At 46.8% G+C, this 24,929-nt stretch carries 23 protein-coding genes; 18 read left to right on the top strand and 5 right to left on the bottom strand.

Annotated features, from left to right (window positions below; all coding sequences use genetic code 11):
• Nucleotides 1–569: 569 nt before the first annotated feature.
• The 3 genes from ACQCVE_RS11855 to ACQCVE_RS11845 all read left to right on the top strand — a co-directional run bounded on the left by ACQCVE_RS11855 (nt 570) and on the right by ACQCVE_RS11845 (nt 4,651).
• Complete coding sequence (locus ACQCVE_RS11855) at nt 570–1,142, top strand: TetR/AcrR family transcriptional regulator (protein ID WP_426847101.1); 573 nt, start codon at nt 570–572, stop codon at nt 1,140–1,142.
• A gap of 74 nt (nt 1,143–1,216) precedes the next feature.
• Entirely contained in the window at nt 1,217–3,424 is a 2,208-nt protein-coding gene (locus tag ACQCVE_RS11850; protein ID WP_426847102.1) for a YhgE/Pip family protein, read from the top strand.
• Nucleotides 3,425–3,628: 204 nt separating this feature from the next.
• A complete protein-coding gene (locus ACQCVE_RS11845; RefSeq protein ID WP_426862951.1) occupies nt 3,629–4,651 on the top strand; it encodes a LacI family DNA-binding transcriptional regulator in 1,023 nt (340 codons plus the stop codon).
• 222 nt (nt 4,652–4,873) lie between these two features.
• Here the strand turns inward: ACQCVE_RS11845 and yhfH are convergent, their stop codons facing one another.
• Nucleotides 4,874–5,008 (bottom strand): protein YhfH, encoded by a 135-nt coding sequence (gene yhfH / locus ACQCVE_RS11840; RefSeq protein ID WP_426847104.1) that lies wholly within the window; start codon nt 5,006–5,008, stop codon nt 4,874–4,876.
• A 208-nt stretch (nt 5,009–5,216) separates the two neighbouring features.
• Here yhfH and ACQCVE_RS11835 point away from each other — a divergent pair, with 208 nt between their 5' ends.
• Together ACQCVE_RS11835 and ACQCVE_RS11830 are read left to right on the top strand one after the other, a co-directional pair.
• Nucleotides 5,217–5,954: an MBL fold metallo-hydrolase gene (locus ACQCVE_RS11835; RefSeq protein ID WP_426862950.1), complete on the top strand. Its 738-nt coding sequence runs from the start codon at nt 5,217–5,219 to the stop codon at nt 5,952–5,954.
• A gap of 21 nt (nt 5,955–5,975) precedes the next feature.
• Nucleotides 5,976–6,965, top strand: a complete 990-nt coding sequence (locus tag ACQCVE_RS11830) for a lipoate--protein ligase (RefSeq protein WP_426847111.1) — start codon at nt 5,976–5,978, stop codon at nt 6,963–6,965.
• A 454-nt stretch (nt 6,966–7,419) separates the two neighbouring features.
• Here the strand turns inward: ACQCVE_RS11830 and ACQCVE_RS11825 are convergent, their stop codons facing one another.
• Nucleotides 7,420–8,001, bottom strand: a complete 582-nt coding sequence (locus ACQCVE_RS11825; protein ID WP_426862948.1) for a hypothetical protein — start codon at nt 7,999–8,001, stop codon at nt 7,420–7,422.
• Nucleotides 8,002–8,107: 106 nt separating this feature from the next.
• Between ACQCVE_RS11825 and ACQCVE_RS11820 the strand changes: the two genes are divergently transcribed.
• The 11 genes from ACQCVE_RS11820 (at nt 8,108) to aceA (ending at nt 21,238) form a co-directional block, all read left to right on the top strand.
• Nucleotides 8,108–9,823, top strand: coding sequence for a pyruvate oxidase (locus ACQCVE_RS11820; protein ID WP_426862946.1), 1,716 nt, complete (start codon nt 8,108–8,110; stop codon nt 9,821–9,823).
• A gap of 293 nt (nt 9,824–10,116) precedes the next feature.
• Nucleotides 10,117–10,761 carry a hypothetical protein gene (locus tag ACQCVE_RS11815; RefSeq protein ID WP_426862944.1) on the top strand — a complete coding sequence of 215 codons (645 nt, stop codon included), beginning with the start codon at nt 10,117–10,119 and terminating at the stop codon, nt 10,759–10,761.
• Nucleotides 10,762–10,890: 129 nt separating this feature from the next.
• Nucleotides 10,891–12,453, top strand: coding sequence for a fatty acid--CoA ligase family protein (locus ACQCVE_RS11810; protein WP_426862942.1), 1,563 nt, complete (start codon nt 10,891–10,893; stop codon nt 12,451–12,453).
• Complete coding sequence (locus ACQCVE_RS11805; RefSeq protein ID WP_426862940.1) at nt 12,450–13,226, top strand: enoyl-CoA hydratase-related protein; 777 nt, start codon at nt 12,450–12,452, stop codon at nt 13,224–13,226. The genes ACQCVE_RS11810 and ACQCVE_RS11805 overlap by 4 nt, the downstream gene beginning before the upstream one ends.
• A 495-nt stretch (nt 13,227–13,721) precedes the next feature.
• Nucleotides 13,722–14,441, top strand: a complete 720-nt coding sequence (locus ACQCVE_RS11800; RefSeq protein ID WP_426862938.1) for an AzlC family ABC transporter permease — start codon at nt 13,722–13,724, stop codon at nt 14,439–14,441.
• On the top strand, nt 14,434–14,742 hold the full coding sequence (locus ACQCVE_RS11795; protein WP_426862936.1) for an AzlD domain-containing protein: 309 nt from the start codon (nt 14,434–14,436) through the stop codon (nt 14,740–14,742). The genes ACQCVE_RS11800 and ACQCVE_RS11795 overlap by 8 nt, the downstream gene beginning before the upstream one ends.
• A gap of 71 nt (nt 14,743–14,813) precedes the next feature.
• The gene (locus ACQCVE_RS11790; protein ID WP_426862934.1) at nt 14,814–16,076 is read left to right on the top strand and encodes a M48 family metallopeptidase; all 1,263 of its coding nucleotides are present in this window, start codon (nt 14,814–14,816) and stop codon (nt 16,074–16,076) included.
• A 158-nt stretch (nt 16,077–16,234) separates the two neighbouring features.
• The gene (locus ACQCVE_RS11785) at nt 16,235–17,401 is read left to right on the top strand and encodes a GNAT family N-acetyltransferase (RefSeq protein ID WP_426862932.1); all 1,167 of its coding nucleotides are present in this window, start codon (nt 16,235–16,237) and stop codon (nt 17,399–17,401) included.
• A 113-nt stretch (nt 17,402–17,514) separates the two neighbouring features.
• Nucleotides 17,515–18,051: a GNAT family N-acetyltransferase gene (locus ACQCVE_RS11780; protein ID WP_426845127.1), complete on the top strand. Its 537-nt coding sequence runs from the start codon at nt 17,515–17,517 to the stop codon at nt 18,049–18,051.
• A 275-nt stretch (nt 18,052–18,326) separates the two neighbouring features.
• The gene (gene aceB, locus ACQCVE_RS11775) at nt 18,327–19,919 is read left to right on the top strand and encodes a malate synthase A (protein WP_426862930.1); all 1,593 of its coding nucleotides are present in this window, start codon (nt 18,327–18,329) and stop codon (nt 19,917–19,919) included.
• A gap of 23 nt (nt 19,920–19,942) precedes the next feature.
• Entirely contained in the window at nt 19,943–21,238 is a 1,296-nt protein-coding gene (aceA, locus tag ACQCVE_RS11770; RefSeq protein ID WP_426862928.1) for an isocitrate lyase, read from the top strand.
• 233 nt (nt 21,239–21,471) lie between these two features.
• On the opposite strand, the gene ACQCVE_RS11765 is transcribed toward aceA, so the two are convergent.
• Nucleotides 21,472–21,708, bottom strand: coding sequence for an IDEAL domain-containing protein (locus ACQCVE_RS11765; protein ID WP_426845131.1), 237 nt, complete (start codon nt 21,706–21,708; stop codon nt 21,472–21,474).
• Between the two features lie 258 nt (nt 21,709–21,966).
• Here ACQCVE_RS11765 and ACQCVE_RS11760 point away from each other — a divergent pair, with 258 nt between their 5' ends.
• A complete protein-coding gene (locus tag ACQCVE_RS11760) occupies nt 21,967–22,494 on the top strand; it encodes a competence protein ComK (protein ID WP_426845132.1) in 528 nt (175 codons plus the stop codon).
• On the opposite strand, the gene ACQCVE_RS11755 is transcribed toward ACQCVE_RS11760, so the two are convergent.
• The gene (locus ACQCVE_RS11755; protein ID WP_426845133.1) at nt 22,491–22,844 is read right to left on the bottom strand and encodes a hypothetical protein; all 354 of its coding nucleotides are present in this window, start codon (nt 22,842–22,844) and stop codon (nt 22,491–22,493) included. The genes ACQCVE_RS11760 and ACQCVE_RS11755 overlap by 4 nt on opposite strands.
• 238 nt (nt 22,845–23,082) lie before the next feature.
• Between ACQCVE_RS11755 and ACQCVE_RS11750 the strand changes: the two genes are divergently transcribed.
• Nucleotides 23,083–23,700 carry a TVP38/TMEM64 family protein gene (locus tag ACQCVE_RS11750; protein ID WP_426862926.1) on the top strand — a complete coding sequence of 206 codons (618 nt, stop codon included), beginning with the start codon at nt 23,083–23,085 and terminating at the stop codon, nt 23,698–23,700.
• A 10-nt stretch (nt 23,701–23,710) separates the two neighbouring features.
• Here the strand turns inward: ACQCVE_RS11750 and ACQCVE_RS11745 are convergent, their stop codons facing one another.
• Nucleotides 23,711–24,853: an MFS transporter gene (locus ACQCVE_RS11745; RefSeq protein ID WP_426862924.1), complete on the bottom strand. Its 1,143-nt coding sequence runs from the start codon at nt 24,851–24,853 to the stop codon at nt 23,711–23,713.
• Nucleotides 24,854–24,929: the final 76 nt, after the last annotated feature.

Genomic DNA, 24,929 nt, shown 5'->3' with positions numbered 1-24,929 from the left:
TTTTTGCAGCAATAAAGCTTGGGATCAGCCACCACACCGTCGCATCGAAACAGGATTTAGGCGCAGCAGAGAGCGGGACCTGTCCCGCATGAATGCCTCCGGCCCATGATACGACCTGTCCCGGAAGACCACCTCCGGCCCATGATACGACCTGTCCCGGAAGACCACCTCCGGCCCCTGATACGCTAAAGGAATGGGGGTCAGAGGCAAAGACTGTTTCTTCTTGATCCTTCAACGCTTCTATTGCTATGGGGAAGAGCAAGACTAGTAGACATAATCGGGGTCGGAGGCGTCCTCCGACCCCTTTCTCGGCTGAAACGGGGGACAGAGGAGCTGCGTTGTTCTCCCTTGTCCTGTAATGGATTTGCTGGGGTAGGGACAGAGGTTTAGTGCATTAGCAGAGTGGGGGACGGAGGCAAAACCCATGCAGTGCTTAGCTCTCCATTTAGAATCACCATTCCGGTTGCCCACTGATTTTAAAGACCTTGCAATCTCAAAATAAAGAGAGTATAGTGAAAGTACTGACTGACTAAAATGTTCAATTGGTCATTTTTAGGAGTGAAGAAGAAGTGAGTATTGACCGGAAGCGGCTGATTATTGATGCAGCAACAAAATCGTTTACTCAATTTGGATATAAGGCCACTACCATGGATCTTGTAGCCAAACAGGCGAATGTCGGAAAAGGGACGATTTATACGTTTTTCAAAAACAAAGAAGAGCTGTTTGACGAAATTTTTACGGCGCTATTAGCGGAAATAAAGCATGCTGCGGATGAAGCGATCCATCCTGAATTCAGTTTTTTCGAGAATGCGCACCGGGCGCTGTACAGCGTTCTGGAGTACCGGAAAAAGCATCAGCTGACCATTAAAATTTTTCAGGAAAGCACAGAACTTGGAACACCTGCGGTTCTGGAGGTCGTTTCAAGGCTTGAAGGAATGGTCATCGGCTACATTAAGCAGCGGATTCAAAAGGCCGTAGAAAAGGGCGAAATAAGTCCGTGTGACCCGGAGCTGACGGCGTTTCTGATGCTGAAGCTTTACATCTCGCTCATTTTCGACTGGGAAAAGAACCACGAACCGCTTACGAAGGAAAAAATCGCCGAACTTTTTGAGCTTTATTTTCTTAAAGGGTTATCCGTCTAGGTAATCCTGTCTTTTTTGCTTAAGAATGACTAAATGAACAAAATGGTCAGAAGTACATTACAGGAGGTTTTAACATGTCACTGCTCGCTAAAGAGTGGAAGGCGCTGCTAACAAACAAAAAGATATTAATACCGGTCATTGCGGTTCTGTTTATTCCTGTGTTATATGCTGGAATGTTTCTTTGGGCGTTTTGGGATCCTTATGAAAATCTGGAGCAGCTGCCGGTTGCAGTCGTTAATCAGGATAAGGGGGCTGAATACGAAGGGGAAGATCTTCAGGTCGGCAAGGATCTTGTCGGTAACCTGAAAGAGAATCCTGATTTCAAATGGGTTTTTGTAGACCAGGAAACAGCCGATAAAGGATTAGAAAATCAAAAATATTACATGAAGATAGAAATTCCTGAAAATTTCTCAGAAAATGCAACTACGCTTCTTGATGACCAGCCTAAAGAGCTGGAAATGAAGTATGTGCCAAACGAAGGGTTTAATTTCCTTTCTGCCCAGATCGGAAATACAGCAATTGAAAAGATTAAAGAAGAAGTGGCTAATGAAGTTACCAAAACGTATGCAGAGGGAATTTTCGGAGATGTAGAAAAACTTGCAGACGGAATTGGAGAGGCAAGTGAAGGTGCCTCTGAAATCGATTCAGGCACAGGCGACCTTAAAGCCGGTTCAGGTACACTGAAGGATGGTTTGAGCCAGCTGGCTGAGAACTCCATTAAGTTTAAAGAAGGAGTCCAATCTGCTTCAGAAGGAACCAAAGACCTTCAGAGCGGAATGAACGATCTTGACAGCGGTCTCGGAGAACTGAAAGAGGGCTATAGTGGTCTGCAAGGCGGAATTAATGAGCTTGCAGACGGAAATGCTCAGCTTGCAGCAGGATCTGAAGAGCTAAACAGCGGTACCGGTGAACTGAATGAAAAGGTTCCGCAGCTGACAGATGGAGCGAAACAGGTTAGTGAAGGGACTGCCGCTCTAGACCAAAAGTTTGCAGAATTTGATAAAGGACAGCAGGAAGCCAAGGAAGGTGCGGAGCAGCTTTCAGGCGGAATTGACCAGCTGCAGGCTAAATTGAAGGAGCTGGAACCAGTCCTTGCAGCCCTTCCAAAGGATCAGCGAGATGAATTGACAGCAGCGATTGACCAGCTGAATACAGGAAGCGATGAGCTGTCAGCCGGAGTGGGAGAGCTTGCCAAAAATTCCTCTTTAATCGCGGGGCAGACAGATAAGCTTGCACAGGGTGCAGCAGCCGTTTATGAAGGACAGCAAGGCGTTCAAACAGGTGTGAGCGAACTCGCTGAAGGTCAGAAGGATTTGAATGCAGGCATTCAGAAATCCGCCGAAGGATCTTCTGAACTCAGCAAAGGAGCAGCCGATTTTGGAACGGGTCTAAACGATGCCAAGGAAGGATCGGCCGCACTTGCCAGCGGCAGCACCGAGCTTACCTCCGGCGTCGGCGAGCTTGAATCCAATTCTGGCGAGCTTGAAAAAGGCGCAGGACAGCTTGCTGATGGTGCATCTGAACTGGATAAAGGCGTTGGCGGCCTTTCAAGCGGTACATCTGAGTTAAGCCAAGCACTTGCTGATGCTGCAGATGAAACGAAGGATACGAAAGGCTCTGAGCCGCTTTATGAAATGATGGCCAAGCCCGTTGGTGTACAAAGCGAGAAAATGAACGAGGTCCCTAACTATGGAACAGGGTTTACACCGTATTTTCTTTCCCTCGGATTGTTTGTCGGAGCGCTGCTGATCTCTATTGTATTCCCGCTTAAACAGTCGGCCGGGGATCCAAAATCAGCTTTGTCCTGGTTCTTCAGCAAATTCGGTGTATTGCTGGCAGTCGGAGTTATTCAAGCTTTAATTGCAGACGCAGTCCTGCTTTTCGGACTGCAAATAGAAGTTCAGAATGTCGGACTGTTCATCCTCTTTAGTATTTTGACCAGCTTGGTATTTCTGACTCTGATTCAATTCTTTGTTACCTCTCTCGGTGACCCGGGACGGTTTGTGGCCATTCTTATTTTGATTTTGCAGCTTACGACATCAGCAGGAACATTCCCGCTGGAGCTCATTCCCGAGCCGCTGCAAATCTTTAATTACTGGCTTCCAATGACGTATTCCGTCGCCGGATTTAAAGCCGTAATCTCAAGCGGTGATTATAGTTATCTTTGGAGCCAATCTGCTGTTTTAATCGGCATGATGCTTCTCATGATGGCCGGTACAATTATTTATATGTTCTTCCAGGTAAGAAAAAATAAACAAATAAAGACAGCGGAAGAAGTATAACCGGTCAGCAGCCCGGCTCTCGTGATGGGAGCCGGGTTTTTTTTGATTCAGGCATAGCATAAAAGGACAGGCTTGCATTGTCTTAATCGCTGCAGCCTAATGGCGATAAAATGTATCTTCTATGAATCTTATATTGAAATGATGAAAACATTTTCATATAATAGGAAATGTAAGCGCTTGCTTACAAGGGGAGGCGTGGAAAAAATGGCAACGATAGAGGATGTGGCGAGAAGTGCCGGGCTGTCCCGGACTACTGTGTCCAGGGTGATTAATGACCACCCCTATGTATCTGCTTTGAAAAAAAGAAAAGTAATGGAAGCGATGGAGCAACTGGGCTATGTTCCAAATTCCGCTGCAAGAAGCCTTAGAAATCAGCGGACCGGTGTTATTGCTGTACTCATTCCAAGGGTGATGAACCCGTTTTTCAGCCAGCTGATCGAAACCCTTGAGCTTGCAGCATCTGAAAGCTTCTATCAGCTAATAATCTGCCAAACTCAATATTCAGCTCAAAAGGAATTAACCTATTTAAATTTGCTTAAAACAAGACAAGTAGATGGCGTCATTTTAACCTCTGCCGAAAATGACTGGGGCATTATAGAGGAATATCTGGATTATGGACCGGTTGTCTTATGCAATGAATTTGAGGAAAAAGCCAATGTCCCGATGATTTTTATGGATCAGAAGGAAGCGGGCTATAAAGCGACGAAGCATCTGATTGAGCAGGGACACCGGAAAATTGCCTACTGCTGCGGCAGGTATCGGAGCAACGTTGCTGCTGCGCGGGAGGAAGGGTTCAAGCAGGCTTTATTTGAAGCAGGCCTGCCGTTCGATGAGTCCGATTCTTACCGGGAAGCAATCACTAGTGAAGACGGAAAGGATATTTTTCAAATGATCCGTCAAAGCCAGAACCGTCCAACGGCAATTTTTACAGGATCGGATGAAGTCGCAGCTGGAATTATTTCCGAGGCAGCCCGCTGCAATTGGAAGATCCCTAATGATCTCGCCGTCGCCGGATTTGATAATCAGGTTATCACAGAGCTTATGAATCCGAGGATCACGACAGTGGAACAGCCTGTTTGTGAAATGGCGCTGAAAACGATGGAAATCATGATGTCCAGAATCCGGATGAAGCAGTTTTCCGGAAAAGAAATGCATAAATTCTCTATGAAGCTGATTGTTCGTGAATCTACTAAACTACAGGCTGAACTGGCAAGGATTCCATACTAAAATGGACCTGCCGGCTCGGCTTTTTGTATGGGCGCCGATAGCAGTGATTGACCCAAACCCAATTCCGGCTAATCCTTGTAAGCTAGGCGATGCTAAAGCATGGTGCTCATTAATAAAACATGCTGATTGGAGCGGAATAGGTGAGACCCGCCCGCCTGAGCATAAGCGGACCAATCACCAGCAATTTTTACAGAAAAAAAAGAGCCACCCGGCTCTTTTTTATTATAAATCCTGAACGTTCATGCATGTGCTGCAAGTGTTGCCGTAGCATTCGTGCTGCTCTTCAATCTCTTTTCCGCATTCGGAGCATTTCTTCCCGGGTAAGTTTCTGAAAAATTCAGTTAATTTAACTAACATGTTATCCCCTCCATGTCGTTTTGATATATTTATTGTATTATAACAGTGGTGATTTAGTCAACACCTGTTTTGTAACAATATGATAAAGTATTCAAAATAAGCTTCACGCCCGTTTCTAGCATAACTCTTCTTAGCTTTCAGCTTGCGGTTCACTGGGTCTATTAGGTATATTGAACGGTAGAGAATTCTTTTGAAGGCGGTGCAGAGTGTGAAGCTGACGGTGATTGGACATTGGGGAGGCTTTCCTGGACCTGGAGAAGCTTCATCCGGCTATTTGTTTCAGAAGAACGGATATAATCTGCTTGTTGACTGTGGAAGTGCTGTGTTGTCCCATCTCCAGTCTTATGTGCAAATTAAAGATCTTCATGCCGTATTGATCTCTCATTATCACCATGATCATATAGCTGATATTGGACCGCTTCATTATGGCCGCCTTGTTTCCGGAATGGCAGAGGAAGGAGTGCCGCTTTTGCCGATTTATGGACATACTGGGGACAGTGAGGGATTTAACAGGCTTACCTACAAGAATGTTTCAAAAGGCATCTCATATGATCCCTTTCACCCCCTCAGGATAGGGCCTTTTAAAATTGAATTTCTTAAAACCAATCATCCGGCAGAGTGCTATGCATTCCGGATTTCAGATGGAGAGTCGTCTGTGGTCTATACGGCAGACTCAAGCTATAAAAAGGAATTGATTCCATTTGCCAAGGAGGCCGATCTGCTCCTGACGGAATGCAATTTATATGCCGGCCAGGATGGCGGCGGGGCAGGTCATATGACCAGTCTTGACGCAGGGGCTATCGCAAAGCATGCCGGTGTGAAGGAATGCATTCTCACCCATCTCCCTCACTTCGGGAAGCATGAGGATTTGCTCACGCAAGCAAAAACTATATACGAAGGACCAATCAGGCTGGCCGCAAAAGGTTTAACCTGGTCAGTGAATTAAGGAGGAAGCAAGATGGCGCAAATGCTGTTTATCGACAACAATCATATTACAGACCCGAGGATGAACCTCGCTATCGAGGAGTACTGCCTCAAAAATCTCGATCCCGAGCAATCGTATCTTTTATTTTACATAAATGAGCCTTCTATTATTATCGGGAAAAATCAGAACACGATTGAAGAAATTAACACGAAATATGTTGAGGAACAAGGACTTCACGTAGTCAGAAGGCTCTCAGGCGGCGGAGCCGTTTATCATGATCTGGGGAACCTGAACTTCAGCTTTATCACGAAGGACGACGGGGACAGCTTCCACAATTTTAAGAAGTTTACGGAGCCTGTCATTGAGGCGCTGAAAAGGCTCGGTGTAAATGCGGAGCTCAGCGGAAGAAATGATATTCTGGCAGAAGGCCGCAAAATCTCAGGCAATGCCCAATTTACGACCAGGGGCAGAATGTTCAGCCATGGAACGCTTTTGTTTGATTCTGAGATGGAAAACGTGGTTTCAGCTCTCGTCGTAAAAAAAGACAAAATCGAATCAAAGGGAATCAAATCGATTCGCAGCCGTGTGGCGAACATCAGCGAATTCCTTGAGAAAGAAATAACAATCGAAGAATTTAGAACCATCCTGCTCAGCTATATATTTGACACTAATGGAGAAGTGCCCCAATATGTGCTTACTGACGAAGATTGGGACAACATAAGGAAGCTGTCAGAGGAACGGTATCAAAACTGGGACTGGAATTACGGAAAGTCTCCAAAATTCAACCTGCAGCATTCCCACCGTTTTCCTGTCGGGCAAATCGACATCCGGATGGAAGTAAGCAAGGGAACCATACATGAATGCAAAATTTTTGGTGACTTTTTCGGAGCGGGCGATGTTTCTGAAATTGAGGAGCTGCTTACCGGGGCTAGGTACGAAAAATCGGAACTGGAGAAACGGATGAGACCGGTGAACATTCAGCACTATTTTGGAAACATTACTAAAGAACAATTTATGGATTTGCTTTACTGAAAAACGGCCGTTTAGAGCGGCCGTTTTTTTATATATGGGCTGGCATCCATAATCCGTTCCGCAGCTTCCATGAGCTTTGATCATACTGGATCGTTCATTAATATCAGTCTGCGAAGAAATGCCCAGGTCTGCAGCTGCTGAGCGAAAAGCAGCCTCATATCTATTCTGAACTTCCGGTCTTGCATCTGCCTCCAGGATTTTCTGGCACCGGGCGAAGCTTGCCGTAATCCAAAACATGGCTTCTCTATGATAACCAGAGTCGATCAGCTTCCGGCTTCCCTCTATGGCAATCGGCTTTGCAGCCCGGGTAATGTCCGAACTGAAAAAGAAGCGGGTCTTGGCAACCCCGGATGCCTCGTCAAATACGAGTTCAAGCTGATCGAGATGGTGTGCCGTTCTTTGAGGACTCATATCTTTGCAGCCAAGAAGGGTAATCAACTCTTCATACACCCCGTCAAGATGAGAGGTTTGAAGTACTTTTCGCGCTGCAAGGTAGCGAAGCCTTACCGTCGGATTCTGAAGATCCGCAGTGAGAATCACGTGTGCACGAAAAAAGCCAAGAGGTTACTGCATCAGGCCATGAGGCTTCAGAATCTGCACAGATAAGCCCTGAAGTGATTCGGTCCATAGCATTTGAACACCTTTTCCGCACCTCTCCCCGTTCCGTGAATTTGGCAGAAACCGTTCTTTGAAGGCGGCGCAAATGGCCTGTTGGATCAGCTATAATCGTATCTGTTTTAAATCCATGGGCCAGATGATAGGAAGATAAAATGGTTTCAGCTGTTTTAAAAAGGTGCCAGGGAAGATAGGTTATTTCGAGAAGCACCCCCTTATAATAAAACTTTCCAAGCTTCGGACGCTCCGTTTTATCATCAGAGGCAACCATTACGTCTATATCAGAAAACTCAGGCAGCTCCTCCCATTCATGCAGGGAAGCTGTTGACCCGGTAATATAAGCCACTTTAAACCATGGTTTTTCACCGGGATGCTGTTGAACCCAGTCTGCCGCTTTTCTTCTCGCTTCGCCAACTCTCATTCCCTTTCCCCCTTTTTGTTCTCTATTATACTCTCATAAGATTCAAAAACGGTTCAAAGGGTATGAAACAGGGAAGGCTTTGTTGAATCAGAAAGGGTGAAAAAAGATGGCAAGAACAGGGGAGATTTTGGCGGATATTCTGGAAAGGTGGGGAGTGGACCACCTTTACGGAATGCCTGGTGATTCCATTAACGAATTTGTAGAAGAACTTAGAAAAGCTAGAAACGAGCTTTGTTTTTATCAGGTAAGGCATGAGGAGGTCGGTGCGCTTGCAGCAGGGGCATACGCGAAGCTCACCGGAAAAATTGGTGTTTGCCTCTCCATAGCAGGACCGGGAGCGATTCATCTTCTGAACGGGCTCTACGATGCAAAGGCAGACGGTGCGCCCGTCTTAGTAATAGCAGGACAGGTACATAGCACTCAGATTGGAACAGATGCGTTCCAGGAAATAAACCTCGAGCGGATGTTTGATGATGCGGCTGTATTCAACAAGCGGGTTCAATCTCATGAACAGCTTCCGGACCTTTTGAATCAGGCAATCCGTACGGCATACGCTGAAAAGGGCCCTGCCGTATTGATTGTACCGGATGACTTGTTTGCTGAAAAAGCAGAATGGGATCAGCCCCTGACTTCGGATATCCTTGCGGAAACAACGGGGTTTCCTGACCAGAAGGATATGAAGCTCGCTGCCGAAATGATTGACAGGGCTAAGAAGCCGGTCATTCTCGCAGGAAAAGGAGCGCTCGGGGCTAAAGAAGAACTGGCCCTTCTTGCAGAAAAAATTGGTGCACCTGTTGCGGTATCGCTTCCCGGAAAAGGGGCAATTTCCGATACGCACCCGCTGTCTCTTGGACATATCGGTCAGATTGGGACAAAACAATCGTATTGGGCTATGCAGGAAACCGATCTGCTGATTATGATCGGGACTTCCTTTCCGTACAGAGAATTTCTTCCTGAAAAGGCGGATGCCATTCAAATTGACCTGGAAACAAAATTTATCGGAAAAAGGTATCCGGTCGCATGCGGTTTAAACGGCGATGCTAAAAAGGTTCTGGAATCTTTAATACCCTCCGTTTCCTATAAAAAAGACCGGAAATTCCTTGAAGACAGCAAGAAGCGCATCGAAAGCTGGAGAAAGGAAATCGAAAAGGATAAAGAGCTTGAGACGGACAAACTCATGCCCCCCCAAGTAATGGCGGAGGTTCAGAAGGTGCTTGCTGATGACGCGATTCTGTCTGTGGATGTCGGGAATGTAACCGTTTGGGCAGCACGGTATTTGGACCTGGACCGTCAGAGTATGCTCCTGTCAAGCTGGCTCGCAACTATGGGCTGCGGGCTGCCGGGAGCGATATCAGCAAAGGTGGCCGAGCCTGAAAAACAAGTATGGGCTTTATGCGGAGATGGCGGCTTTACCATGGTCATGCAGGATTTCGTTACAGCTGTGCGGTACAAGCTTCCATTTGTGACCGTCATTTTTAATAATCAAAAGCTTGGAATGATCCATTATGAACAGCAGCAGATGGGCCATATTGAGTACGGTACAGAGCTTGGGAGCATTGATTTTGCTGCATTTGCAGAAGCATGCGGAGGAATAGGTGTCCGTATTGAAAGCCGTGATGAAATGAGGATGGCTCTTAAACAGGCTTTACATGCAGACAGACCGGTAATCCTTGATGTGCAGATCCAAGAAGAACCGCCGCTTCCAGGAAACATTTCCTATGATCAAGCGATTCATTACACAGAATATATGGTTAAGAAATTTTTCTCGGATAAAAGCGTCAGTCTCCCTCCGATTGGAAAAAGCCTGAAAAGATTGTTTTAACACCGGCTGGCCCGCTAATGGAAGTCATCGTTCCAAAGCGGTCCGGCCTTTTTTTGATTTTGTTAAACGAGGCTTATTTTCTGCTGAAGCCGTTGTATACCCGGGGAAGGACTGCCTCATCAGCGCCTGCTGGATCAACCTGTCCCGCTGCAGGGCCTCCGTTCATGTACAGGTGGAAAAACACCAGGAATCTCAGCCTGATAGGATGAGAACTTAAAATTTGTAAATTCAGGAAAGATTCTGTCTTTTTTCGTGTTAAAATAGAATTATGAAAAAAGGGGAGGCAATAAGGGATGTTTTTAACATGGATTGGAATGCTGCTGCTTGCAGTCCTGATCTTCATGATTATTCGTGTCAGTACTGCACCTCAAAAGAAACTGGCGCTTGGAGGCGCTGCCGTATTAGCTGTTATCTTCGTCATGATCGGTCAAAGTGGCGGAGGCCAGTCTGCGGCTGTGTCTGAAAAGACAGAGGAAGGAGCAGGTCCGGCTTCTGAAGAGAAATTTCAGCTGCTGGAGGAAAATGTAAGCAAGCTTGAGGCAGAACGGGATGAGAAAGCAAAAGAAGCCGATCAGCTGAAGGATGAGCTCGCTGAAGCGGATGCAAGCAGGGAAGCAGAGATAGAGACCGCTGTTAGCAGCGCAAAGGAAGAAATGGAAAAAGCACATGAAGAAGAAATGAAAGAAGTGCTGGATACAGCTTTCAAAAATTCTTCTGAAAAAGCAGCGCCTGTTCAGGCGGAAGATGATATATCCGGGGAACCGGAAACACCTTCCAACAAGCCTTCAGAGTATGACCCGTTTGGTCCTGATTTGGACTGTGGGGATTTTGCAGCTCAAGAAGATGCTCAAACCGTATATGAAGCAGCTGGAGGACCAGAAAAGGATCCTCATGATTTAGACAGGGATAATGACGGGATTGCATGCTTTGCAAACTGAATCCTTTCACGATTTTTAGGAGGAAAGTCTGTTTCCATCTTGTTAGAATGGTTTTCTTTTAATATAATATATTTAGAATTTTTTTAAAATATAATGAATGACTATTCATTCATTGTTAGGGGTGGGAGAATGAATGTAAGTTCACGGTTAACAGAAACAGCTGGCCAATATGGGGATAAGCCAGCCTATTATTTTGAGGGACAGGCTGTATCTTATGCACAGCTTGATGGGATGGTGACCCGATTTGCGGCGAACCTCCAGTCGATGGGGATACAAAAAGGAGATCATGTAGCTCTGCTGCTGGGGAATTCTCCTTATTTTGTGATTGGAATGTATGGGGCTCTGAGGGCAGGGGCGACCGTTATCCCGGTCAATCCAATCTATACACCTGCAGAAATTGGGTACATTTTAGGCAATGGAGATGTTAAAGGGGTCATTGCTCTCGATTTGCTTATCCCAATGTTTGAGCAGATGGATGCACAGCTACCTGCACTTGAACATCTGATTGTCTGCGACACACCGCCATCTGAAAAGAAACGGGATTTTAACGCAGAGGAATCAGGCATCAGCTCTAAAATGAAATCGTTTACAGCTATGCTGTCAGCTGATGATTCCTTCCATAGACCAGAGCTCAGCGACGAAGATACCGCCGTGATCCTTTATACATCCGGAACAACAGGAAAACCGAAGGGTGCTATGCTTACACATAAAAATATTTACAGCAATGCCTCAGATGTCGGGGCCTATTTAAAAATGAATAACAGTGACAAAGTCATCGCTACCCTGCCGATGTTCCATGTTTTCTGCCTGACTGTATCTTTAAATGCTCCGCTTATGAGCGGTGCTTCGCTGATAATCGTGCCGAAATTCAGTCCAAAAGAAGTTTTCCGGCTCATCAAAGAGTATGAGGCAACTGTGTTCGCGGGTGTTCCGACGATGTATAACTTTATGCTTCAGCATGAGGGCGGCACTCAGGAAGATGCAGCTTCATTAAGGCTTTGCATCTCAGGAGGCGCTTCAATGCCGGTTGCGCTGCTGAAAGGGTTTGAGCAAAAATTCAAAGTCGTCATCTCTGAAGGGTATGGACTATCCGAGGCTTCCCCTGTTACGTGCTTTAATCCTCTTGACCGGCCAAGAAAGGCTGGTTCGATTGGCATGAACATCCTGAATGTTGAAAACAGGGTCGTGAATGAGCTTGGAGAGGAGGTTCAGCCCAATCAGGTAGGCGAATTAATTGTAAAAGGGCCAAACGTTATGAAAGGCTATTACAAAATGCCTGAGGAAACAGCCCATACAATCCGGGGCGGCTGGCTCTATACAGGTGACCTTGCGAGAAGGGACGAGGAAGGCTACTTCTACATAGTAGACCGCAAAAAAGATCTGATCATCGTCGGGGGGTATAACGTGTATCCCCGTGAAGTAGAGGAAGTGTATTACAGCCATCCGGATATTAAGGAAGCGGCGGTTCTTGGCATTCCGGATCCCGAGCAGGGTGAAGCAGTCATATGCTATGTTGTAACAGATAATCAGGCTTTAACAGAAGAATCGTTAAAAGAATATGGCAGAGGGCAGCTGGCTAAATACAAAGTGCCGTCCTTCATCGAGTTTTTAGATGAGCTCCCTAAAAACACAACGGGAAAAATTCTCCGCCGGGCATTGAAGGAACAAGTAGCGGAAAGATCGCGGCAATGAGCCTCATTCTCATTACAAAGGAAAACCGGACAGCTCTCATAACAATTAACCGGCCGGATGTCCTAAACTGCCTAAGCTACCAAACGCTCCTTGAGCTGGAAGAGGCGGTGGGAGAAATCCGTATTGACCATAGCATCCGCACCGTCATCGTCAGAGGAGCGGGAGAAAAATCCTTCAGTGCCGGAGCGGACCTTAAAGAAAGAAGGTCCCTGACAGATGAACAGGTCAAGCGGAATCTGCTCAAAATGGGCGAAGTGCTGACCAGCTTGGAACAGCTGCCCCAGCCAGTGATTGCCGCAATCAATGGATTTGCATTTGGAGGCGGACTGGAGCTTGCTTTGGCCTGTGACTTCCGCATAATGGCTGCTCATACGCAAATCGGACTGACAGAAACAAGTCTCGGAATCATTCCGGGGGCAGGCGGGACACAGCGTCTGCCGAGGCTAATCGGTGCATCAAAAGCACTCGAGCTCATTGTAAAAGCTAAGAAGCTTAGTGCAGAGGAAGCTCTTTCATACGGGATCGTGAACGAAGCCGTTCCAGCTGAAAAGCTGATGGTAACCTGCCAAATATGGGCTGAAGCGATTTCCGGCAATGCACCAATCGCTGTACAGCAAGCAAAATTTGCCGTCAGCAATGGAATGAACACAAATTTGCAAACAGGACTGCAAATCGAACGCAAAGCCTATGAAATCACCATCCCTACAGAAGACCGCCTTGAAGCTCTTCATGCTTTCAGCGAGAAGCGAAAACCTGAGTTTAAGGGAAGATGACTGGTTTTGGTTTAGGGGTCTCAGCTCACCTGGATTTTTTAACAGGGCAGCAGTAATTGGAGCAAATGGGAGCAGGGTGCTGGACGCGGCCCTGTTTTTGGATAGTCTCTACTCGCTGTATGGGATTGTCTGCAGGGGACAGATGGGTGATTCCCGGCAACGCAGCTCCAGGCGTATATTTTCCAAGTCATATAACGCCAGGGCTCCGTACGCACCGCCTTTTTAAGTGTATGGTTTCCATTTTTCTGAAAGTCCCCTGTACTTAATAATTGATTTAGTCTTTTCCAAGACGTGAGTAGGCATCCTTGAACGCTATTTAAGGGATGCCTTTCACGTCTCTATTTTTACCCTCTTTTCCTGTGACGCCCGGGCAAAGTCTGCTGCCGGCAGTCCCTCTTTGTTAAACTATTTACAGGAGGAACAATTGAACGGAGCTCTGTTTCATATACTCGGGAGACAGGCTTATAAAAACGATGCTTGTTAGGAGGAGATCTGATGCAGCCAGCCGCTGCGGTTGAGAGAAAGTCTTCGTTTTCAGAAGGGTTGCAGGCAGGAATCAGCATTGCAGTTGGATACATGCCGGTAGCTCTCGCTTTTGGACTGATTGCCAAATCGACCGGCTTATCGATTGCGGAGGCGGTCATGATGAGTCTGTTTGTTTTTGCCGGTGCCGCCCAGTACATATCCCTGAACCTGATCGCTGCTGGAACCGGAGCCTTTGAAATTGTTTTAACCACATTTATTATGAATATCCGGCACTTCCTGATGGCAGCTTCATTGAACGAAAGGGCTGAAGAAGAGCGTCCCTGGATAAAAGCGCTGTACGCCTTTGGCATTACCGATGAGACCTTTTCTGTTGCTTCGGTAAAGCCCGGTACCCTCTCCTCGTCCTACCTGTTTGGCCTGATTTTTATTTCCTACTCCAGCTGGGTCGCGTTTAGCGGGATTGGACATTGGGCAGGGCAGCTGCTTCCTTTGTTACTACAGGAAAGCATGTCGATTGCCCTGTATGCCCTGTTCATTGGCCTTCTCGTTCCCTCCCTGAAAGCCTATCGGAAAGTTATGGTGCTTGCAGTCTCCGCTGCCGTGCTGAATTCATTTTTTGTACTTTCCGGTTTATTTTCAGCTGGCTGGGCCATTGTACTATCCACTCTCATTTCATCCATCGGCATTGAGGTCATCTGGAGGAAAAAGGAGGTTTCAACTGATGAATGAATCCATGATCCTTCTGATATTGGCCATGGGCATCGTTACGTATATTCCAAGAGTTGTGCCTTTCCTCGTTTTCAGGGGTTCGGTATTGCCCGGTTTTTGGCAAAATGTCCTTAAAAATGTGCCGTATGCTATTTTGGGTGCCTTGATTGTTCCCGCTGTATTTATGACAGAAGGTGGTTTTGCTTTTGGTGCTGCAGGAGCAGCTGCTGCGTTTGCTGCCGCATACCTGGGGTGGAATGTCATTTTCGTTGTTTTGTGCTCGATTCTTGCAGTGATGGGTTATGGATTCTTTTTCGGCTGAACGGTTCTATTCGAGCGGTGTTTATCTTAAACTAGTACAAAGAGGGCTTGGTTATTGAGGGGGAAGGCAGCATGCGCAGGTGGCTTACAGCAGCGGTACTGGGGTATTTTCTGTACGGCCTTTTTATTTATTGGTACTTATTTATGATGTCAGACGGGACGCTTCCTCCGCATCTGGAAGGAACTCCTGCTGATCCGAAAACGTTTATGACCGGAAGGGAGCTTATCCTTTCAGAGGAGTACTCCCGGATAAAGGACTTTCTCTTTTTTGTCACGGCGCCGTTTGAATGGTTCTTGTTTTTAGTGATGCTTATTACCGGGCTCGCAGTTAAATTTCAAAAATGGGCAGAAGGAACCGTCCGTTTTTTTGCTTTACGCACAGCTGTCTTCTGGTTCTGGGTTTCTCTAGTGGTTACGGCATGCTCACTCCCGGTTGAGTATATCGGCTATTCGTTATCCAAGCAGTATCATATTTCCACCCAGACCTTCTCCAGCTGGATGAAGGATCAGCTGATTGATTTCTGGACGAATTATGCCATTATGGTTCTCGTCATCACCGTACTCGTTTTTCTGATCCGTAAATTTCAGAAACGATGGTGGCTCGCAGCCTGGGCGCTTTCGGTGCCATTTACACTGTTTCTTATGTTTTTGCAGCCGGTTGTATTGGATCCTCTCTACAATGATTTTTATCCGTTAAAAAACAAGGAGCTGGAAACGAAAATTCTTGAAATAGCGAAGCGGGCGGATATCCCTGCCGAGCACGTGTATGAAGTGAACATGTCTGAGAAAACGAATGCAATGAATGCCTATGTGACAGGCATCGGCTCCAATTCGAGGATTGTTCTGTGGGATACCACCCTTCAAAAGCTTAATGATAAAGAAATTCTGTTTATTATGGCACATGAAATGGGCCACTATGTGATGAAGCATATTTATATAGGAATCGGCGGCTATCTCCTCCTGTCGCTAGTTGGACTGTATGCTGTCCAAAAGCTGATGGATTGGATCATCCATATAAGAGGAAAAAGGCTCGGCCTTGAATCCTCCCGGCAGCTGGCAGCCCTGCCGCTTTTCTTTTTGCTGATCGGCGTGCTCTCCTTTGCATCCAGTCCGCTGACCAATTGGGTGTCCCGCATCCAGGAAAAATCATCTGACATGTATGCTATTGAAATGACCAGTGACAAAGACTCCGCTGTTAAAACCTTTCAGGAGCTTAGCAGGAGCGGATTGAGCCGGGTGAACCCTCCGGAGCTTGTGAAGCAATTCAGGTATACCCACCCAACGATGGCTGAAAGGATTATGTATATGGAAGACCTTGAAACAAGAGGAAATTAATAATGATCAAAAACGCTTAGATAGCCGTTTAGGCGTTTTTTGGTGGTTTTTGCCGAAAGAAAAAGGATTTAAAGGATTAAAGGAAGAAAGTAGTAGATGGCGGTGCTTGAGAGGAGTACAGGTGGGAGCTGAGCGAATCAAACTAGGAGGAATACATAATGAAGGTTGTCCAGCTTGGAAAAGAGTGGTTTAAGGAAGCGACAAAGCTGTCTGAATATGCGTTTATTTACAAGGTGCCGGAAGCGGATCTTGAAGAAAATTACAGGAATATGGAAAAGCATCACCAGGTATTCGGAATCATCGAGAAAGAAAAGCTGGCAGCGAAATTTCATTTTCTTACTCATGAGGTTTATTTTGGCCGGGAGAAATTAAAGATGGGCGGTCTCGCCGGTGTTGCCACTTATCCAGAGTACAGAAGACAAGGACACGTGAGGGAAATGCTTTCGTTTGTCCTTGAAAAAATGAAAAAGGAGAACATGACCGTTTCCATGCTTCATCCGTTTAATGTCTCCTTTTACAGAAAGTACGGCTGGGAGCTGTTCAGCAGCCGCCAGAAGACAACGGTGCCTGCCAGTGACTTTAAAATCCAGCGGCAGGTGAGCGGAACGATTAAGCGCTTCGATAAAGAAACACATAACGAAGACATTGAGCGAATCTATGACCAATTCGCTTCCAATTTTACAGGGATGCTTGTCCGTGACCGGGAATGGTGGATGCGCGCCATTTACGATGAAGAAACCACCGCAGTCTACTACGACGAAACAGGACAGCCGCAAGGATATATTCTATATCAGTTTAAGGATAAAAAGCTGATGGTTGATGAATTTGTTCCGCTGAATACAGAGGCGAGGCACGGACTTTGGAATTTTATTTGCCAGCACGATTCCATGGTAACAGAAGCGGTCATGGATACGCATGAAGATGAACCGCTCTTCTTCCTTCTGCCGGAGCCCAGGCTCAAATCCGAACGCAAGCCCTACTTTATGGCACGGATTATTGACGCAGAGGCCTTTTTGGAAGCCTATGAGTTTCTTAAAGGTGCAGAGGTGCTCATCCATGTGACCGATCCGCATGCTGAATGGAATAACGGTTCCTACTTGATTAGCAAAGACGGAACAGCCAAAAGGCTGTCAGATCAAGAGGCACTTGAGTCAGATAGAAAAGGGGTGGACCTGTCCATCAATAGTCTTGCTGCCATTCTATTTGGCTATAAGTCTCCTTCTGCGCTTGCACAGCTGGGCCTTGCCGAGGGAAACGCGGAAGAAATCCGGCAGCTGGAGCGGACCTTGCCGGAACATACCCCTTATTTTTACGATTTCTTTTAATATTTTTGTGATAGAAAAATATATTTGCACAAAATTCACTGGAGGGCGCTTCTTCCCTGCAAACAGCAAAAACACCTGGGGACGGGAATCGCCATGATTGAGGGGGAGTAATCATGCTGCACGGTCATTCGGTTTATCTCCGGTTTTTCACCCTGGAGGACGCTCCTGAAAGACTGCGTCTGCAGGCTGAAAACCGAAACTTTTTTGAACAGTATTCCATGGAGCGGAAGGACAGCTTTTATACGCTCGAAGGACAGCGGAAAATAATTGAACAGCAGATTCACGGCCGGGAAAACGATGAGGAGTATCACTTTGGAATCTACACGAAGGAACATCAGCTGATTGGGACCATCAATTTGTTTTTTGTGGCCCGCGGAGCCATCCAAAGCGGATTTATCGGCTATTTTCTTGATGAGAGGCATAACGGTAAAGGATATACGACAGAGGCAGTAAAGCAAATGGTGCAGTATGGATTTGAAGAGCTGAAGCTTCACCGGATAGAAGCGGGCGTCATGCCCCGTAATGCTGCTTCGATCAAGGTGCTGCTCAAAGCGGGCTTCCATAAAGAAGGCCTTGCAAGAAAAAATGTGAAAATCAACGGCCGCTGGGAGGATCATGAGCTGCTGGCGATCATTAACCCTGCTGATTGACATGAGGTCTAGAAAAGCAGCTGACAGATTCTTTCCGTCAGCTGTTTTTTTTGCATTGAACGTTTCGAGAGTTTTATAGGGAGGGGCTATTTTTAGGAAAGGCAAGGAAGCTGTTAGCTATCTCAGACAGTTGGGAGAGTTCAACAGCTCCTTTTTGTGCATTTTCTGAAAATTCGAGGATATTTTCAAAAAAAGTGTTTCTTTTTTGAATCAACTGTTATATATTAATCTTAGATTTACTAATCTGTATTATAACAATTTAGAGAGGTGATTATGTGGCAACGGAAACAGCGGGCATACGTGTTAAAGGAGAATGGAATGACCGATACCGGGAGGTGCTTTCACCTGAAGCACTTTCTTTTATCGGGAAGCTGGAGGAAAGATTTGGACCTGTGCGCAAGGCATTGCTTGAAAAAAGAAAAGAACGCCAAAATCAGATCAGCCATCACGGAATTCTTCCGGATTTTTTAAAGGAAACAGAGGATATTCGCAATGGAACATGGACAATCGCTCCGCTCCCTGCTGATTTGCAGGATAGGAGGGTTGAGATCACAGGGCCTGTTGACCGGAAAATGATCATTAATGCCCTTAACTCGGGTGCAAAGGTTTTTATGGCCGATTTTGAGGATGCCACTTCACCCGTATGGAAAAACCTGATGGAAGGGCAGCTGAATCTAAGGGATGCAGTGAAAAGAACCATTCATCTTGAGCAGCCGGACGGAAAGGTGTATAAGCTTAACAGCAATCCTGCCGTGCTGAAGGTCCGGCCTCGTGGCTGGCACCTGGAGGAAAAGAATGTGCTGCTGAATGAAAAACGAATTTCAGGGAGTCTTTTTGATTTCGGCCTTTATTTTTTCCATAACGCGAGACAGCTGATTGAAAACGGCACCGGACCTTATTTTTATTTGCCAAAGCTTGAGAGTCATGAGGAGGCAAGGCTTTGGAATGATGTTTTCGTTTTTGCGCAGGAGGAATTGGGAATTCCGCAGGGGACGATTAAGGCAACCGTTTTAATTGAAACCTTGCCTGCGGCGTTTGAAATGGATGAAATTCTATATGAATTAAAAGAGCACTCTGCAGGGTTAAACTGCGGCAGATGGGATTACATTTTCAGCTATTTGAAAAAGCTTCGCAGCCGGGAGAACGTTATCCTCCCAGACCGTGCGCAGGTGACGATGACCACGCCGTTTATGAGAGCCTACTCATTGCTTGCCATTAAAACGTGCCATAAACGCAAGGCCCCGGCAATGGGTGGAATGGCAGCCCAGATCCCGATTAAAAATAATCCGGAAGCCAATGAAACAGCTATGAACAAGGTCAAGGCGGACAAACTCCGTGAAGCGAGTGATGGCCATGACGGAACGTGGGTTGCCCATCCGGCCCTCGTCCCAATTGCCATGGAAGTGTTTGATGACTATATGCCGGAGTCAAATCAGCTTTCCAAACAGCTGGACTCCGTGCACGTCACCGCAGCTGATTTGCTCGAGGTTCCAGAAGGCACCATTACTGAGCAGGGGCTCAGAATGAACATTGAAGTGGGCATCCGTTATCTTGCCTCCTGGCTTAGCGGAAGGGGGGCCGCGCCTATTCATCACCTGATGGAGGATGCGGCGACGGCTGAAATTTCCAGAGCGCAGGTTTGGCAATGGATCCGCCATGAACGAGGGGTGCTGGCGGACGGAAGACCGGTAACGCCAGAGCTGTACGAACAGCTGAAGAAAGAAGAGACGGCAAAAATCGCAGACGAATTGGGAGATTCGTTTTATGCGAAGCTGAAGTTCCCTGAAGCCGCTGATGTATTTGATCAGTTGGTAAAAGCGGACGAATTTATTGATTTTCTGACACTGCCAAGCTACGAAAAAATTTAATGAAAGCAAAGGGGATGCGAAAAATGGGGAGAAATGAACGGATTCAGCAGCTGAATGAACAATGGGAAATGGATAAACGATGGGAAGGTGTAACACGCACCTATACAGCAGAAGAAGTGATCAGACTGCGCGGATCTTTGGATATTGAGCATACACTGGCAAGGCGCGGCTCTGAAAAACTATGGAATCTTCTTCAAAAAGAGGATTACGTGCACGCTCTTGGCGCTCTTACTGGCAATCAGGCGGTTCAGCAAGTCAAAGCGGGACTGAAAGCCATTTATTTGAGCGGCTGGCAGGTGGCGGCAGACGCCAACCTTTCCGGACATATGTATCCGGATCAGAGTCTCTACCCTGCAAACAGTGTGCCAAGCGTTGTCAAACGGATCAATCAGGCGCTGCAGCGTGCAGATCAGATTCAATTCCTGGAGGAAGAAGGAGACATTGACTGGTTTGCCCCAATCGTAGCGGATGCAGAAGCAGGATTTGGCGGTCAGCTGAACGTATTTGAACTGATGAAAGGCATGATCGAAGCGGGGGCTGCAGCAGTTCACTTTGAAGATCAGCTTTCCTCTGAAAAAAAATGCGGCCATCTTGGCGGAAAAGTGCTGCTCCCTACTCAGACAGCTGTGAAGAACCTAATTTCTGCAAGGCTTGCAGCGGATGTAATGGGCGTCCCGACATTAATCATAGCCCGCACAGATGCGGATGCAGCGGACCTGATAACAAGTGATGTCGATCCTGCCGATCATCCGTTCATCACTGGAGAGCGCACACCTGAAGGATTTTACCGTACGAAGTCCGGAATTGATCAGGCGATTGCACGCGGACTTGCATACGCTCCCTTCGCTGACCTCGTCTGGTGTGAAACGAGCGAGCCGAACCTGGAGCAGGCTCAAGCCTTTGCCGATGCCATCCATGCGCAGTACCCGGGCAAGCTGCTCGCCTACAACTGCTCGCCTTCCTTCAATTGGAAAAAGAAGCTGGATGAAAAAACCATTGCAGCGTTTCAGCGGGAAATCGGCAAAATGGGCTACAAATTCCAGTTCGTAACACTCGCGGGCTTCCATGCATTGAACCACAGCATGTTTGAGCTGGCACGCAAATACAGAGATCATGGCATGGCAGCCTACTCCGAGCTGCAGCAGGCTGAGTTCGGCAGTGAGCAGTACGGCTACACCGCAACCCGCCATCAGCGTGAAGTCGGAACCGGCTACTTTGATGAAGTGTCCCAAACGGTGAGCGGCGGAACATCCTCAACAACTGCTTTGAAAGGGTCAACAGAAGCCGAGCAGTTCACGTCAGAAACCTCACGGGTATAAGTAAAAGGCGGGCCGGATGGGGCTCGCCTTTTCTGCCGTCCTGCACCAGCCGAAAAAAGCCGCTGGCCACAAACAGCGTACACAAGTGTCGAATACGATCGGGATATTGTCGTTTGCGATGCGGATTCTGTCGAATAACAGCCATTAGCGGAAAAGCAGGGCCAAACCCAGTCAACACTAAAACCTGAGCCGGTGAAAGCAACAAAAAGCCAATCCGGGGAGGATTGGCTTCGTTATTTTAGACAGTGAACCACGTCAGCATATTGCTTGGACAAATCCATAAACAGCGGTTTGTTTCTTTGGTCAAGTGCATCGTTGATCTGAGATTCGAGGAGCGCCATTTTTCGTTTCAGTCCTGCTTCGTCCAGAATCATTTGAATGTAGATGTCCAGCATAGTCGCGGCTTCTGCTTCAACCTTCATATTGTGGCGGGACTTCATAAGCTCTGCATACGATTTTTTGTTTTTCATAGGATCACCCCTGATGCCTTTTTTTTATTATATGGACTGAGGGAGAGAAAATCAACTAAATTTTTATAATTTTTAGATAATTTAACCTACAGGGTATATTTCCGGTGGACAAGCATAGGAAAAAAGGCAATTTCAGACGGTAATTTGTTAAAACATTACATTTTTATTTGCTTTCTGTAAATTTGTAGAAACTCAGTGAGAAGTCATGGTAAATTTTTCTTGGTTAAATATACCTAACAAATTTGAGGTGATTGTAGCATGGAGAAAATCAGTCAGTATGAAGCGAATCGTTTAACAATGGCCATTGTAAGCAGTCCGGAGAACGGAGGCTTGACTTCCTGTGTATTAGAAGTGGAAAAAGAGTATGAGGTTTCCATGAAGCCCCTTGATATAGTGGATAGAAGCTGCCGTTATTTCGGCTCCAGCTACCAGGGCAGAAAAACGGGCACAAAAGATACCATCGGAATTACGCATAAGCCCCCGATAGTGGTAGATGCCGGAAACGCTATTTACCTGTTCCCGACAGCCGCTTCATCAAGACCCCAATGCTCGTGGATTTCCCACCAGTACATTGAAGATTATTCCTCTACAGGCGATGCTGAAACGATTGTGACCTTTTCGAACCGAAAATCGCTTGTTCTCCCGGTTTCCATTCACTCCTTTGAAAACCAGCTTTACAGAACCGCGCAGCTCCGGACCGTCATCACTTCACGCGTTGAAAATGAAAAGCGGATCTTCACCCAGCTTTTATACAGCAGAAGTCCGGGTGAAACGTTTCATGCTTAAACCTTGATTAAATACTCCTGCAGCAGCTCGCATACTTTGTTCCGGATTCTCGGGTTAAAGTAGCTGTGCTGCTCCTCATACCCCTGATACAGGAAGGAGTACATGGTGAAGGCTTCGTCATGCTTGATTTTGCTGACTTTTATTTTTTGGCGGTGCAATTCGCGCTTTACCTGCTGAAGATCCTTTTGGGCAAGCTTAAGGGACTCTTCAATAAGATGGAGATACGGCTGTTTCAGTTTAAATGGACTCTTTTCCACAACGGAGAGATCGCGGTTCAGGATTGAGATGGTCATAGGCAGGTAGATGGCTTGGTCGATGATGTCTCTCACTTCTTCGGGTATTCTTGTCATAGTTCACGGCCTCGCTTTATCCTCTGTTTTTTTCCTCTTTGACAGGCATTGCGCCGCCTGGTGCGGATTTTCCATACAGAGAAGGTCTTTCTTAAGTATAGAACGTTTGTTCGTAACTTATTCTATTCCGATTTAAAAAATTTTTCAAGAGGGATTTGTTTTCCAGCACCTGCTTATTTAAGTTTTTCCCGAAAAACGGTAAAATAAGAGGATACCTCATATTGTTAAGGAGTTCGGGATGGACCTGCATGCGTTTTTTAATTCGTTTACGCTCGAAAATATGATGAAGCTATTTGAACAGTATCGCTCATTCGGTCCCCTTCTTGGAGTGGCTTTGCCGCTTTTAGAAGCGTTTCTGCCCTTTTTGCCACTAGTGGTTTTCATTGTAGCCAATGTGAACTCATTTGGGCTCGGGCTTGGTTTTTTTCTGTCCTGGATCGGGGCTTCTGCAGGGGCATTTATCGTGTTTCTGCTTGTAAGAAAATACGGACAGAAGCGGTTTATGCGGTTTTTAAGCAGGCATAAAGGAATCAAAAAGATGGTGGACTGGGTGGAAGAGAAAGGGTTTGGGCCCTTGTTCATTCTGCTTTGCTTTCCATTTACTCCATCGGCTGCAGTGAATGTGGTGGCAGGCCTGTCGAGAATCAGCATTTGGAATTTTTTGCTGGCGGTTTTTACCGGAAAGCTCGTCATGATTTTTATTGTGAGCTACGTTGGGCAGGATTTACACGCCATGTTTACAAATCCGGTTAAGTCATTGACCGCTGGAGGCGTGCTGATCCTCATGTGGATTGTCGGCAAAATTCTTGAAAAGAGACTCAATGCGAAAATGAAGCATAAATTGGACAGGGAGTAAAGCTCGGAACTTATGAGTCCGGGTTTTTTCTTTCCCGCAGCGGCCCGGCAGCCTGCTTAAGAAAGATTAGGGCGAATGCTCCAAAAAAGAGGCTGAATCCGGCAGTCAGGGCTTTAAACGGAAAATGATAAGCCAGAATCGGGCCTGCTGAAGCACCCGCCAGCAGAATAAAAGAGTAAAAGGAAATCGCGGAGGCGCGGCTGTCCCCCGCAAGTTCTCCAATCCTGGTAATAAGAGCGGGAAGCAGCATGGCCATAGAGGCGGTTAACCATATTGAAAGCAGCGTTGCCACAGGCAGATAAGGAAGCAGGGCGGCTGCAGCGAGAACAGCAGAAAGGGCAGCGACTGACCCGGTCAATGCCGATTTGATGCCGATTCTCCTCATGATGGGACCGCTCCAAAAGGAAAGAAGGGCCCCTGCAAGTCCCGCTGTACGGCTTAAAAAGAGAATCTCATCGCCTGCATCTGAGAAATACCGGCTGAACGAATCGTAAAAGGCTGCAAAGGCCATCAGCAGACTAAACGTAAGTACATAGCATGGGAAAAGATCCGAACGGAAAAGAACCGATAAATCAAGAGCATCTCCCGAAGCACGTCGTTTGGAGGCCGGAAGGAGCAGCGCTGCCGTTAGGGCTATGATTGAAAAAGCAGCGCAGAAAAACCAGAATACGGCCTGCCATCCGAAGAACTGAGTGAGAAGCGAGCTTATCATCTGGCCGGCGACACCGGCTAAAAGAAACCCGCCGTTGATCAAGGAGATAAGATGAGTTCTGACTTCCTCTGTAAATGTCTCAAAGCAGTAGGAGTAGGCAACTGGCGCAAAGCTTGCCAGAAAAAATCCCTGCAGCCCCCTTATCATCTGGAAGGAAGCGGGAGACTGCGAGCCTGTCAGCAAATAGGCAAGTACAGCGCAGATAAGCAGCCCGGCCGCCATCGTCCTCCTTCGTCCGAAAAGACTTGAAACAGGGCCGAAGCAGAGCAGTCCGATCGAATAAAAAAAGGTAAAAAGAGAGGCGCTCCACACAATCTCCTCGGGACTCCCGCGAAGCCCCGCAGCTACTTCAGCGTAAATAGGGATAAGCAAATACAGGTTGCTTGCAGCGGCGGCAGCGGCAAGCAGGAAGAACGCGGCAATCCGGCCTGATGCGTTCACTGGCATCCCCCCATCTCTGTTACACTATATGCAGCAGATTCTGTCCGGTTTTCCACCAGATGAAATCGAACGTGTA

Origin of the sequence: Metabacillus sp. 113a, from assembly GCF_050107635.1 — a bacterium.
In the GTDB taxonomy this organism is placed as follows: domain Bacteria; phylum Bacillota; class Bacilli; order Bacillales; family Bacillaceae; genus Metabacillus_B.
The sequence above is the reverse complement of the archived record's forward strand: the minus strand, read 5'-3'. Positions and strand labels throughout refer to the sequence as shown.